This is a genomic window from Bartonella sp. AD328YNZD, assembly GCF_042196425.1.
The window spans coordinates 1-13,630 of record NZ_JBHIQG010000039.1 but is presented as its reverse complement, the minus strand read 5'-3'; the positions used below and the strand labels follow the sequence as shown (position 1 = coordinate 13,630).

10 protein-coding genes and 2 pseudogenes are annotated in these 13,630 nt (G+C 36.8%); 3 read left to right on the top strand and 9 right to left on the bottom strand.

What is annotated here, in order from left to right:
• The 3 genes and pseudogenes from ACFIO3_RS03375 to ACFIO3_RS03365 form a co-directional block, all read right to left on the bottom strand.
• Positions 1–92, bottom strand: a pseudogene (locus tag ACFIO3_RS03375) (phage tail protein); the annotation flags it as partial.
• A gap of 25 nt (positions 93–117) precedes the next feature.
• Positions 118–492, bottom strand: a complete 375-nt coding sequence (locus ACFIO3_RS03370; RefSeq protein WP_375696052.1) for a hypothetical protein — start codon at positions 490–492, stop codon at positions 118–120.
• 48 nt (positions 493–540) lie between these two features.
• On the bottom strand, positions 541–834 hold the full coding sequence (locus ACFIO3_RS03365; RefSeq protein ID WP_375704109.1) for a hypothetical protein: 294 nt from the start codon (positions 832–834) through the stop codon (positions 541–543).
• 779 nt (positions 835–1,613) lie between these two features.
• On the opposite strand from ACFIO3_RS03365, the gene ACFIO3_RS03360 reads away from it, so the two are divergent.
• The 3 genes and pseudogenes from ACFIO3_RS03360 to ACFIO3_RS03350 form a co-directional block, all read left to right on the top strand.
• A complete protein-coding gene (locus tag ACFIO3_RS03360; protein ID WP_375615357.1) occupies positions 1,614–2,189 on the top strand; it encodes a hypothetical protein in 576 nt (191 codons plus the stop codon).
• A gap of 133 nt (positions 2,190–2,322) precedes the next feature.
• Positions 2,323–2,835, top strand: a complete 513-nt coding sequence (locus ACFIO3_RS03355) for a hypothetical protein (RefSeq protein WP_375615358.1) — start codon at positions 2,323–2,325, stop codon at positions 2,833–2,835.
• Between the two features lie 27 nt (positions 2,836–2,862).
• Positions 2,863–4,233: pseudogene (locus tag ACFIO3_RS03350) on the top strand (autotransporter outer membrane beta-barrel domain-containing protein); the annotation flags it as partial.
• A 538-nt stretch (positions 4,234–4,771) separates the two neighbouring features.
• Here ACFIO3_RS03350 and ACFIO3_RS03345 read toward each other — a convergent pair.
• The 6 genes from ACFIO3_RS03345 to ACFIO3_RS03320 form a co-directional block, all read right to left on the bottom strand.
• Positions 4,772–5,554 carry an ABC transporter ATP-binding protein gene (locus ACFIO3_RS03345; protein ID WP_273790734.1) on the bottom strand — a complete coding sequence of 261 codons (783 nt, stop codon included), beginning with the start codon at positions 5,552–5,554 and terminating at the stop codon, positions 4,772–4,774.
• Complete coding sequence (locus tag ACFIO3_RS03340; RefSeq protein WP_273790733.1) at positions 5,541–6,425, bottom strand: ABC transporter ATP-binding protein; 885 nt, start codon at positions 6,423–6,425, stop codon at positions 5,541–5,543. The genes ACFIO3_RS03345 and ACFIO3_RS03340 overlap by 14 nt, the downstream gene beginning before the upstream one ends.
• Positions 6,418–7,347 (bottom strand): ABC transporter permease, encoded by a 930-nt coding sequence (locus tag ACFIO3_RS03335; protein WP_273790732.1) that lies wholly within the window; start codon positions 7,345–7,347, stop codon positions 6,418–6,420. The genes ACFIO3_RS03340 and ACFIO3_RS03335 overlap by 8 nt, the downstream gene beginning before the upstream one ends.
• Before the next feature lie 2 nt (positions 7,348–7,349).
• Entirely contained in the window at positions 7,350–8,423 is a 1,074-nt protein-coding gene (locus ACFIO3_RS03330) for an ABC transporter permease (protein WP_375607280.1), read from the bottom strand.
• Between the two features lie 110 nt (positions 8,424–8,533).
• The gene (locus ACFIO3_RS03325; RefSeq protein ID WP_375704108.1) at positions 8,534–10,150 is read right to left on the bottom strand and encodes an ABC transporter substrate-binding protein; all 1,617 of its coding nucleotides are present in this window, start codon (positions 10,148–10,150) and stop codon (positions 8,534–8,536) included.
• Positions 10,151–10,521: 371 nt separating this feature from the next.
• Positions 10,522–12,147: an ABC transporter substrate-binding protein gene (locus ACFIO3_RS03320; RefSeq protein WP_375686683.1), complete on the bottom strand. Its 1,626-nt coding sequence runs from the start codon at positions 12,145–12,147 to the stop codon at positions 10,522–10,524.
• Positions 12,148–13,630 lie beyond the last annotated feature (1,483 nt).

Here is a 13,630-nt window from a genome sequence, read left to right as displayed (position 1 = left end):
CATGAAGCAGAAAACTCTTCCTCAAAGGATTGGAAATTCAGCCAGTCCACATAAAAAAGATGTGGTCCTAACATCAGCAAAGGATCTCTCATAGACGCCCTCCCCTTGATTGTATCATTACTCTGTCCCGCCATGCAGCGCATTGGCACGTGCCCGTTGCAAAGCATGGGCAACCGCACGACCAGTGACAACAGGATCACGCGCACCATTGACATGCACCGTGACATTTTGATTGTGTGTGATGGGGGAGTGATCTTTGCTTTTTGCTTCTGTGAAAGGGGAATTTGCATGCCCCGCCCCCGCAAATTGTGCTATGGGTTGGATGGTTGTTTTGCCTCCCAAAAAACTTGGCAAAAACTCTCTTACATCAATCGACCCAATCCACCCATTCATGCGGCTGGGCAAAGATTTACAAAAATCGCTCAACTTTGTAATGGGGCCCATAAAACCATAAACAATCCAATTGGCTAAATCTTCGCCGGCTTGTTCCATACCAGCCTTGGCACCCTCCGAGAGCTTTTCCTGTGTAAAAAAAACTCTTCAACCATTGCCAAAAGTTGGAAAAGCTTCGTTTAACGCTCTCCCACAAACCTTCAAAGCTTTGAATAACAGAGGAAAGTCCTTGTTTGAACTTTTGCCAAGTTTGAGAGAAATCAAAAGCAGCAGCAATGATATTTTTCCATTTGGTGATGGTAGTGGTATCAGCACCAAAAACAAACCAAGATGTGTGCCAGTCATGGTAAAGCACAACACACGTAAAGCAATGTTAAAAGCCATCAGGGCGGCAATGGTTTTGATAACGGCGCTTGTTAAAACGGAATGGGCACGCCCCATGCCATTTTACAAAACGCGCATTTAATGGTAAAAAGTGATCATAAAACAATAAATTACCGTGTATTTCCACCTCTTCCCACTTAGTACAAAACCTAATGTCAAATTACATTCAACGAAATTTTGTATAATATGTAACCTTTCAGAAATTATGGCTTATCAGCAGATTCTGTATATTTTTATATTTTATTTGTTCAAAGAGGACACTAAGCACTCAAAGAACCTTTAAAGCTCTGTCAAAAACTCATTTGATACACAATGTAAGCAACAACAATCAATTATCGCATATCTACCCTAATTTCACCTTTTCCCACTCAGTATAAAATATAAAGTCAAATTACACACAAAAAGATTTATTCTTTATTGACTTTAAAACCTCTCCTTTTTTTGAAAATATACAACTGTAAAAGCACTACTCTTCTCTTTTACATTACGTTTTTTACTGTCTTTTTTATTCCTGTATTTCTTTAATCATACACCAATGAATATTGGCTCAAAGAATATCTACAATCAATAAAAAATATTATAAATGCAACTATCAACGCCTCATAATATTTCCCTGAATATGAAAAATTTATTTTTTAAATATAATTAGATAAAGATACATTATGAAATAAATTAATATTACATGATTAAATATAAATACAACTTTAATTTTGAAAAAAAAGCAAAACAAAATATCAAAGTGCTGTGTTATTAAAATAAAAGCAATATCTATTTTCAATTATTCTTATGACGTTAGCGGAAAAATGAATGTTGGGGGCTTTAAAAGGAGTAGGCTGTTGCCTAAAAAATTTCTTCTATCCTGCACAGCAATTGTAGCAGTTATACTTTCTGGTATCAATCTTAATACACAAGCTAAAAATCTTGAAATTTCAGAAAGTAAAAAAGAAGTTTCCAACGAAACCTATGAAATTATTCACGCAAAAAAAGGTGTTCAAATTATCGGCAAGCATTTGACGATAATCGGAAACAAAAAAACAAACACCAACATAGGCACAAATATGTACGCTATAACAGCTGAAGGTTCCAACACTGCGATTGAATTACTGGATGGTACAACCATAAAAGGAAATGGTTCTAGCATTTTCTTCGGACTTGAAGCAAAAGATGGTGCTACACTGAAAATGACTGGAGGAACTATTACAGTTTCCAACACTGGCGCTAAGTTCTTGAACAGTAAGAATGTTGAAAACAAGCTAAAAGATATAATAATATCAAGTGGCAAAGGCAAAGCTCCACTAACTTTTGCAATATTTGCAGACAAAAACAGTGAAGTCACTTTAGAAAATCTAAAGGTGACTAAGGCAATGAATAGCGTCGTCGCAAATAATCAGTCTAAAATCACAATATCGTGAAGGATCGTTTGATGCAAAAGGTGCATCAATACATGCTTTAAGCAGTAGTACGATTACTTTAACTAACAATGCTCAAATTACATCATCTGATAACGTTGGTCTCTATGCAGAGGGCTCAAAATCCAAGATCACAATGATGGGAGGAAATATAACAGGAAAAGATGCAGCATTATCTACAACCAAAGGTGGCCATATTCAAGTCACAGATGTGTCTCTAAAAATAGTAAATAGCCTAACTTTTACTGTCAATGCTTATAATTCTGATACCGTAATTGAGTTGCTCAGAAAGACAACGATTAGCGGTGATGGAGATGGACTTTTTGCAAAAGATAATGCTATGATCAAAATGACCGGAGGAAACATTAACGCTTCCTATATTGGTGCTAGCTTCGATAATAGTAAGAATACTGAAAATAAGCTGAAAGATGTAATAATATCAACTGGCAAAGCATCACTATCCGGTGGCGCATTTGCGTACAATAACAGTCAAGTCACTTTAGAAAATGTAAAAGTGACTAAGGCAATGAATAGCGTTACTGTAAATAATAAATCTGAAATCACGATATTGGGAGGATCATTTGATGCCACAAAGGCAGCAATATCTGCTTACAATGGCAGTCTCGTAACTCTAACCAATAATGTTTAAGCTACATCATCTCATGGCACTGGACTCCATGCAACAGGAAAAGCAAAAATTCATTTCAACGTCGAATGGAGTGATAGTGCTACCATAAACAAACAAAAAGCTGACCATCTTCTAATTCACGGTGATGTTTCAGGTACTACACTGGTTTATATCACTGGACATTTAGAAAAGAACAATATTAAAGCAGAGGCTTCTGCTCTTACCAGTGCACGTGGTCTTTCACTCATTCAAGTTTCTGGAAAAGTAAATCAAAACTCTTTCAAACTTGCACAGGACTATATCACAATAAGTGGTTCACCTTATAAAGATATACTGAAAGCTTATGAACCAAAATCAAACCACAGTAAAACAAATACTGAACAAAACCTTTTAGAAGAAAATAAAAATTTCTGGGATTTTCGCTTACAACCAGTACTGCTTGATAGCGACTCAAAAGTAAAAACCATCGTGCCATAAATACAAGCTATTTTATCATGCTCTGTGCTCTCTTGTATGCTGGATTGATCGATATGGCAACTGTTAGCCAATATGCGAACATCTGTTTTAGGGAAAGAATAAGACAAACGGAACGGCTTCTTCTTATACTTCTATGGAGAAACAGGAATCTTATTTTCTGATGAGTAGTGCTCCTAGTAAATATGGTTATAGCAGTGCTAATCTTCACTATGCTGCTCTACAAGGAGCCACTAACTTTGTCGCGCAGAAGGGAAAAATATCTACAACACATTTGGATCTTGTAGAAACCTATGGACAACTCTCTTTCACTCCAAAGAATATACAAGACAGCGAGTAAGAGCACTGTGGATAAATGGTCACTCACAACCTATGGAACCATACAACATGACAGTGGTTTCTATCTTGATACGCTGTTATCCTATGGCTTCCTAAAGGGAAAGATCACCAATGCCCTCATTAGTACAACCGCAAAATTGAAAAATGCAAAAATGTTGGCGATCTCCACAACTGTTGGCAAACAATTTGCAACGGGTATTCAAGGCGTAACATTCGAACCGCAGGCACAGCTTGCCTATTAGTATTTGATGTTTGATACCATTAAAGATGCTGATAATCTGACCATTGAGATGCAAAATCCTTCTCAAGGGATAATCCGTGTTGGTGCACGTTTGACAAAAACCATTGCCACTAAAAACAGCCGTCCTATGTCTTTCTATGGAAAAGTAAACTTGATCAAAACCTTTGGTGATGATCAGGCACTCCATATCGATAAGGACTATAAACGTGACCCCTCAGGAACTTCCCTTGAAGGTGGGTTTGGTATTAAGTGCACAATTGTCCGCTAACCTCTCCCTTCATGGTGATGTCAGCTATCAACAAAAGTTTCAAAAAACTGGTATAAGTGGTGCAAACTTTTCAGGAGGAATACGCTATCAGTTTTAAATCAAGATTGTAAAAAACAGCCTATTCAATTTAACAAAAAGGCAGCATACCTCTGCCTTTCTAGCTTATTATAAGCGTTTTTTTAATAGAAAACAGTGAAATATTTGAAGACAGTTATTTACCATTGGATATTTTTTACAAAAAATTCTTTTTATAAAGAATAAAACTGTAAAAAAGAGAATAACCAAAAACAAAATGATATTGTAAAATAATGAGAAGCTGTTCTAGAAAATACAGCATTACTATCTTTTGTTATTTCTCACAAATTTAATGCTTAAAATCTCAAAATAAAACTTTTGAACATAAAATGATAAGTAAAAATAATGCAACAATATCAAACAAAGGGATGTATGTTATAAGTCACTCGTATATTTCAAAATGCGAGTTCTAATAGGATTTAAAATATTATAGCTCAAACACTGCCCAGCAAATTCATACTGAAAAAATCCTATTATCCTCTTCCCTCTTAATAATGCCGCCAAACATCTCTAAAAACTTTAAAACAAATAAAATTGCACTTTCTCTTCTGTAAAATTGATCATGCTCTTTGCTCTCTATGAACAATAGGCTCTATACTTGCTTCAAAAAACTCCTTTGTATAATCGTGTTGCGCATGTAGATTACGCAATTCATCATTGCTAAGCTCTTCAAGAATAATCCCTTTATGCATAATTCCAACACGTTCACAAATATGTGCAACAACAGCAAGATCATGGGATACCATTAAGTAAGTAAGCTTTTTTCTCACGCGCAGTGATTTCAACAAATTTAAAATTTCAGCCTGTACCGACACATCCAATGCAGATGTTGGCTCATCAAGCAATAACACCTCTGGCTCAATAATTAAAGCACGTGCAAGAGCAATACGCTGACGCTGCCCTCCAGACAACTCATGAGGATAACGATAAAGAAATGAAGAATCTAAACCAACGGAATCTAAAGCATCCTCCACACGCTCTCTTTGATTATCCATCCCATGGATTTTGAGCGATTCAGAAAGAACCGTATGGACCATTTTTCTTGGATGCAGCGAAGCATAAGGATCTTGAAAAACCATTTGAATACAGCGTAAAAAATCCTTACTTCTTTTCTTTTCAACTTCTTGTCCAGCAAAAAGGAACTTTCCACTATAATCTGGAATGAGCCCCACCAATGTATTCAAAATAGTTGACTTTCCACATCCAGATTCACCAATCAAACCATAAGCTTCACCACGCTTAATATGAAAATTAACATTTTTAACAACTGTTACTGCCTTATGCCTGTGCCCAAAAGTTACAGATAAATTAGAAACATCAATAATATTCTCACAATTTGTCATGAGGAACCTCCTCAACACCATTAACAATCGTAGGATTATACAACCAGTCAGGATCACGCTCAGGAACAGCCAAAATATCAACTGGATTATCAAGCCGTGGCAAACTCGCGAGCAACGCCTTTGTATAAGGATGACAAGCGTGAGACAAATCAGAAGCAGGCAACTCTTCTAACACACGGCCCGCATACATCACCAAAATACGATCACAAAAATCAGCAATCATATTTAAATCATGACTAATGAAAATAAGTCCCGTTCCAGATTTTGTCACAAGTTCATCTAATACAGATAAAACTTGTCGTCTGACCGTAATATCAAGTGCAGATGTTGGCTCATCGGCAATAATTAAATCAGGTTTTGGAATGAGCATCATTGCAATCATCACGCGCTGCCCCATCCCCCCAGATATTTCATGAGGAAAGAGACGCATCACATGTTCAGGATCACGAATATGAACAGATTCTAACATAGATATGGTGCGCTCCCTCGCTTCAGCTTTTGAAACACGGTAATGAATACGGTAAGCCTCCATAATCTGTTCCCCGATCCGTATTAATGGATTAAGTGAATATTTTGGATCCTGTAAAATCATTGAAATACGTTTCCCACGGATTTTTCGCATCTGAGGTTCACTTGCAGCCAATAAATCAACATCCTCAAAGCGCATTTTTTTAGCTTTAACAATGGCTGCTTTTGGACTCAACCTTAGTATTGCGCGCCCAGTCATCGATTTTCCAGATCCGGATTCACCAACAATTCCAATTTTTTCTTTTCCAACAGAAAAACTAACGCCACGCACAACTTCTGAAATGCCGCGCGTTGTAGGAAAAGAAATACGTAAATCTTCTACTTCTAATAATTTATTACCCATTGCGTGGATCCAATACATCACGAAGACCATCACCTAAAAGGTTGAAAGCAAGACTTGCAAATAATATTGCACAGCCTGGTATTGCCGCCAACCACCAATTTGTCATCATAAATTCCCGCCCTGAAGAAAGCATCGCACCCCATTCAGGACTTGGAAGTTGAGCTCCCAACCCTAAAAAACCAAGACCAGCAGCCGTTAAAATAATTCCAGACATATCCAAAGTTAATCGTACAATCACTGAAGGAATACACATGGGTGCAACATGAAACAAAATAATTCGCCAAGCAGAGGCCCCTTGCAGGCGAACTACAGAAACATAATCAGAAGAACGTATTGTCAAAGTCTCAGCACGTGCTAAACGTGCAATTGGTGGCCATGCTGCAATTGAAATTGCAATAGAAGCATTTTCGATCCCTGGTCCCAATGCGGCTGAAAATGCAAGAGCTAAAATCAAACCTGGAAAAGCAAGAAAAATATCGACAATGCGCATGAGCACAGTATCAACCCATCCGCCCATATAACCAGATACAGTTCCAACAATAAGCCCTATTGGACCTACAATAACTGTTGTAAGAAAAACAACATAAAGAGTAATACGGGAACCAAAAACAAGGCGACTAAAAATGTCACGTCCCAATTCATCTGTTCCAAAATAATGCGCCATAGAGGGTGGCTGCAACCGATGCCCTAGATCATTGCTAAGAAAATCATGCGTAGCAATCCAAGGAGCAAAAAATGCACATATGATAATAATACAAATAATAAGCAGACCGAATACAGCCGAAAAGTTATGAAAAAACTTAGCCAGTGCGTGATAAATTCTTTGTATGTTCGCTTGAATTATGGAGTTTGGAACAGGATCGTTTAACCAACTACCCAAAGAAGATGATGATTGCGATTTATGATGATTACTTACTGTCATATTCAACGTGTCCTTGGATCAAAAATGCGATAAAGCAAATCAGAAAATAAATTAATGGCGACAAAGATAAATCCTACAAGCAAAGTACATCCTACAACTGCATTCATATCTCCGGCTAAAAGAGCATTTGTCAAGTAATGTCCAAAACCAGGCCAAGCAAAAACTGTCTCAGTTAAAACAGCCCCTTCTAATAAAAAAGCATAAGAAAGTGCAACAACGGTAATAATTTGAACAGCAGCATTTCGAAAGGCATGCCCCCAAACGGTTCGCGCCCACGATAATCCCTTTACACGTGCAGTAATGATATATTCCTGATTAAGCTGCTCAATCATAAACCCACGAGTCATACGGCTAATATAAGCCATAGCACCGAAAGCCAAGATCAAAGCAGGCATAATAACGTGACTAAAAACATTACCAAAAGCCTCCCATTGTCCTTGGCTTGCAGTATCCCAAAGGAAAAATCCTGTTTTTGGTTCAAAAGAATATTCATAAAGAAAATCAAGTCGTCCTGGGCCACCAATCCAGCCAAGCTTGGCGTAAAATATTAACAACGCCATTAATCCGAGCCAAAATGTTGGAGTAGAATAACTTACAAGTGTAAAAACACGGACAACATAATCAATAAATGAATCGCGATACATTGCTGCAAAAACACCAAATGGAATTCCAAGACTTGTGCCAATAACAATAGCAACGGTTGCAAGCTCTAATGTTGCAGGAAATACACGCATAATATCGGCTAGAACAGGTCGCCCAGAAGTTAAAGCATCTCCAAAGTCAAACAAAAATACATTATGAAGATACTTCCAATATTGGACAATCAACGGCTTATCAAGACCCAGCTTATAATACATTGCATCATAAGCTTCCTGACTGATATTATCACCAAGAATAGACAGAACTGGATCTAGAGGAAGAAGATGACCAAGAAAAAAAGTGATCGTCACCAACCCAAGCAATGTGATAAAAACTGAAATAAGAAGTTTCAATCCTTTGCATAAAAAATCCCATAAAAATAATTTTTTCTGCTTTTCTGATACAGCTCTTTCAGTCTCTGAAAGTGGCAAAACCATTATAAAAATCCCCTCTGTAGCGACAAAACATAAAGCAAATACCTTTTTATATAACAAAACAATCTCTTATTAAGCATGTTCTACAATCCTTTTCTATAACATGCTTCTTTTTATTTTTCTGCTTCATTGTAATAAAGTCTATAACTGTTCCAAATCCATTTTTTGACATCAGGCCCCATACCAACGGTATAATATGTCTGAAATAAATAAACCATAGGACCATGCTCTAGCACATAATGCTGTAAAGTACGATATTGCATGATACGCTTATTGGGGTCTTTCTCAAACAAAGCATCCATCACCATGTTATTAACATTTTCATCATAATACCCAGCGCGCCAAGCTAAATACATATTGTGCTTTTTTGTAAATGTTGGATCAGGGTTAAACACGTGATTTAATGAAGCAGGATGTCCATCAGGATCGGCACTCCCCCACCCCATAAGTGCAGTATCATAATTTCCACCACGTACACGGCTCAACAATTGATTTTGTGCCATTTTTTCAATTGTAAGCTCAACACCAATTTTGCGTGCATTGGCTTGAATAGACTGTGCAACAGACGACATATAACTAAGGCTTCCAACTAAAAGATTAGCTTTAAACCCATTAGGATAACCAGCTTCAGTAATCAGTTGTTTTGCTTTTTTCAAATCCAACTGAAAAGGCAACCCTTCTTTTTCATCCAACGCACCTGGAACAGCCAAGGACATATAAGTTGCCCGAGGAATAGCAATCCCTTTCAAAACAGTTTTCCCAAGACCTTCATAATCAACTAAATAACGAAGTGCCAATCTGACCTTTTCATTCGCAAAAATTGCATTCTTATTATTTAACGATAGGTAAATAATCTGCGGACGCAAAACACGACTAATTTTGACTGGTCCTCCCTTTTTTTCAAGATCTAAAATATCCTCTGAAGAAAGATCACGCACTATATCCACATCACCTTTTTCCAAAAGAAGTCTTTGACTTGATGAATCCGCTACATGCTGCACAACAATCTGCTTAATTTTAGGCACATCGCCCCAATAATGTTGTGTCGCCTCTAACACAACTTTATCTCCTGGAGACCAGCTCACCAATTTATAAGGTCCAACACAAGCTGAATGTGTTGCTAAATATTTGTTCCCCATATCACCTTTAATACTCTGTGCTTCAATTGTTTTCCGATCAAGCAAAGCAGAAGCATAAGATTGTCCAATAACAGTCAATATGAGCTGAATAGGATAGGGTTTATCTAATTTTAATTGTAAAGTCTTATCATCAAGAGCCTGAATATTTGTTTCAATATTGTTTTTGGTAAATCCATAATCCATTAAAGATTGAGCATAGCTTAATCCTAATTTTATAATCCGCCGCATCGACCATACCAGATCTTGCGCTGTAGCCGTCCTTCCGTCATTAAACTTTAAATCATCACGAAGATGAAAGACTATTCTTTTGCCATTATCTAAAACGTCCCAAGATTTTGCCATAGCAGGACGAATTTTTGTAGGATCATGCTCATCATATTGTACTAACGCGCTGCAAATATTCGTCAATAACTCACTCGTCACAACCTCAACAGTTTGCGCTGGATCAAAACTACTAATTGAATCAATATTCCATGCCATTACCAATATATCTTTAGATGAGGCACTGAATGCCGATGTTACAGCCCCATTAAAAAAAACGATTGAGCTTAATAAAATAGAAAATTTTTTTAATATTCTTTGTTTTCCCATTTTATCTCTTCCTTTTGTATTCTTCTACCTTTTCACACAAAGTGATTGTGATTTTGCTCTTTCACCTTTTAAATAGCATAGCATTAGACATCAATTTCATTTAATCAAACTAAGCATCTATAAAATAATTTTCTTATACATCAGTCTATATTCGGGATGCAGAGAATCTATAACCATAAACAAAGATCCTCCCCAATATAACTTTCTATATTCATCGCTCCCTATAAACGATCTTAATTATATACTGCTACTACACAAACATCCCTCACGTTTCATCCTTAAAAAACTGAAGAGCTTTATATGGGAGAATATTTTCATCATGCAATTATGATTAAGCTCTTTTTAGCTTTGATAACACTAAAAAGACACACTTATTTTTCAATTTTACTATAAAAAATACGCGGCGCACTATTCCAAACCCATTTTTTGACATCAGGTGTCATCGCTATAGCGCTATATTGCTGATAAATAAACGCATAAGGTCCTTTTTGCATCAGTTCACGTTGTAAATCAGCATAAAGATGCGCCCGTTTTTGCGGATCTTTTTGAAACAATGCTTCTTCAACTTTTTGATTCATCTCGGCATCAAAATACCCATGCTTCCAACTAGGATAGGCGGTATTTTTTGCCTCAAACCGATTATCAGGGTTATAAACAAGACGTGAAGCCATTGTATGGGGATCCGCAGAATCGTTATTCCATCCGAGAAAAGCCGTATCAAAAGCCCTTGCATTCACTTTTGAAAACAACTGTGTACCTGCCACACGTTCAATTTTAAGACGCACCCCGGCCTGTGCAGCACTATCCTGGAGTGACTGAGCAAGTAACAAAGTATAAGGAGCATTTGATACGAGAAAATTTGCCTCAAATCCATTCGGATAACCAGCCTCTGCTAAAAGCTGCTTGGCTTTTGCAACATCAAATGTAAAGGGTTGCCCCTCTTTTTCATCCAGAGCCCCAAAGTTACCAAGAGGAATAAAACTTGCCCGTGGAACACCAATCCCTTTGAGAAGTTTCTTGCCAAGACCTTCATAGTCAATAAGATAACGCATCGCCAAGCGTACTTTTTCCTTAGCAAAAATGGGATTTGTCGTATTAAATCCCCAGTACATCATAGTTGGTTCTAATACTCTATCAACTTTAATATCTGTTGTTTTTTGCAGATCTGCAAGATCTTCAGGGGTCAAATTACGAGCAACATCAATATCATGTTTTTGCAACAACAAACGTTGTGTTCCTGACTCCACAACATGACGAATGAGAATCTGCTTCAGTTTAGGCGCTTGTCCCCAATAATGGGAACTTGCACGTAACAAAAGCGCTTCTCCAGGGCGCCAACTTTTTAACTGATAAGGACCAACACAAGCAGCATGACTCTTCAAATACTGATTTCCCAGATCGCCATCTTTTTCGTGCTTCATAATCGTCTTACGATCAAGCAAAGCTGTTGCTGGACTTGCAACAATATTATTAAGAATAAGCTCTGCTGGATAAGGCTTATCAAATTTCATCACCACTGTTTTCTTATCTGGGGCTTGCAAAGCATCATCAACATTTTGCTCTGTAATTCCATATTCATTAAAAATTGCCGCATTGGTCATCTTCAATTTGACAATCCGCTTCATACCCCAAACAAGATCATTGGCATTGGCTGATCTGCCATCATTAAACTTCAAACCATCACGCAAATGAAAAGTAATCACCGTACTGTGATCATCCCCTGAAACATCCCAATGTGTAGCTAATGCCGGAACCATTTTAGCAGGATCATCCGTTGCGGTACTGACCAAACTATCACAAACATTGCGGACAATTTCACTTCCATAAACATCATTAAGTTGGGCGGGATCAAATGTACTAATTGCATCAAGGTTCCAAGCCATCAAAAGAGTATCAGCCGGTGTTTTTGCTGAAACTTGTTGTGCAACTATCCCCAGTGCTATAAAAGCAGAAACAAGAGAGCTGCTATTCTTTAATATCTTTTTCTTCAAGTTCATAAACTTTCCCCTTTATTTATTTTTTATCAATTAATGACGCTGAAATAATATAGCAAATTTATAATTATAACATTGAATAAATACGTTTTAATCGCCTATATTTCTAATCACCTATACAGAGTCATCATAAATTCATTGACTTACGTCTCAATAAACCATAGCAAACATGCAATATATGTTTTGCTAACCAGTATTACATTCTTTTCATAACATCTTTGCATATGATAATGCACTATATCAGTTCCCTATTAATCATCAATAAGCCTTGTCGCCCCAAAAAATAGTGAGCTTTTAAAAAATCATTACGCAACAATTTATGAATTCATTATTCTATTCCTTTAGGCGATATTTAAAATAAAATATGCAAACTTTAAAAATAGTCATCCCCCTCAAACACTCAATTTCAAGATACGACGCATCTTTATTACATGACCAAAACGGCACTGAAACAGCAGAAAGACATAAGAAAATATCTTTTCTAAAACGCCACCCCCACAAAAATCTGCTTAATCTTTTGAAAACTAAGTGCCAAAAGTTTTACGTTTTTACCAACAAAACCAAACGCGTTAACAAAGATAAAGGAAAAATGAGAAGAATCATTCCCTCCACGCTTTATCTTTTGAGATAATAAAGCTTACAATCAAAAAAATATACACTAAAATGTATCTCCCCATTGATAAAAACAAAACTCATTAGACGCTCCCCCAAAGACATAACGAATATAAACCCTTCTAAACTTTAGTGTGCATCATTGCTTTACCACTATAAAGATAGAACAGAAAACAACATACCGCAATAGAACTCTCGTTTCCAGCGGAAACATACAGAGATTCAACGAAGCAATGTAGTGGATACAAACTTGCATAAGCTTCATCATCTTCCAAAAAATTGGAGCGCACACGCGGCAAGATCACACTCTAATAGAGAAAAACTATCAGATAATAAAACCTAACACAAGCAGCTTGAGTCATTTAACTTCAATTTTTCATCGCTGCATTTCATTTTTATTGCTTAGGTAAGCATTGAGCAATCGATCTATATACAAATAACCAACAGCCATACAAGCAAAGTAAAAGAATGCAACAACAGCACCCCATCTAAAAAACACTTTGCATTCGTCAATAAACATGAATAAAATATTCATTAATTATAACGGTCATGTCATTAACAGAAATAAAAACACCTCTTCTGAGACCATTACCAATGCTAAAGACTGTTGCACAACATTGAGAGCTAGTAAATGTGTGATGATGCCGATTTGTTCCTTCATAAGCTTAAAGATGGAATGCACAATGGGTTTACTATCATACTATTCACGAACAGCGTTGCAAAATGGGCTTTGGTGTAACTAGATGTTTCTTTAAAATATACAAGACATTACCATTATCTAACTCGAAATACATGACAATTAGATATCACTTCTTTTTGCATCTGTTTTTTCATCTTCAAAATTATCGCTTTGTCGTTTTGATTGCCAACAACC

Coding starts and splice junctions, on each gene's coding strand:
- ACFIO3_RS03365 (WP_375704109.1), bottom strand. CDS start 834: ATGGGGCGTGCCCATTCCGTTTTAACAAGCGCCGTTATCAAAACCATT.
- ACFIO3_RS03325 (WP_375704108.1), bottom strand. CDS start 10,150: ATGGGAAAACAAAGAATATTAAAAAAATTTTCTATTTTATTAAGCTCA.
- ACFIO3_RS03340 (WP_273790733.1), bottom strand. CDS start 6,425: ATGGGTAATAAATTATTAGAAGTAGAAGATTTACGTATTTCTTTTCCT.
- ACFIO3_RS03335 (WP_273790732.1), bottom strand. CDS start 7,347: ATGACAGTAAGTAATCATCATAAATCGCAATCATCATCTTCTTTGGGT.
- ACFIO3_RS03320 (WP_375686683.1), bottom strand. CDS start 12,147: ATGAACTTGAAGAAAAAGATATTAAAGAATAGCAGCTCTCTTGTTTCT.
- ACFIO3_RS03370 (WP_375696052.1), bottom strand. CDS start 492: ATGGAACAAGCCGGCGAAGATTTAGCCAATTGGATTGTTTATGGTTTT.
- ACFIO3_RS03345 (WP_273790734.1), bottom strand. CDS start 5,554: ATGACAAATTGTGAGAATATTATTGATGTTTCTAATTTATCTGTAACT.
- ACFIO3_RS03330 (WP_375607280.1), bottom strand. CDS start 8,423: ATGGTTTTGCCACTTTCAGAGACTGAAAGAGCTGTATCAGAAAAGCAG.
- ACFIO3_RS03355 (WP_375615358.1), top strand. CDS start 2,323: ATGATGGGAGGAAATATAACAGGAAAAGATGCAGCATTATCTACAACC.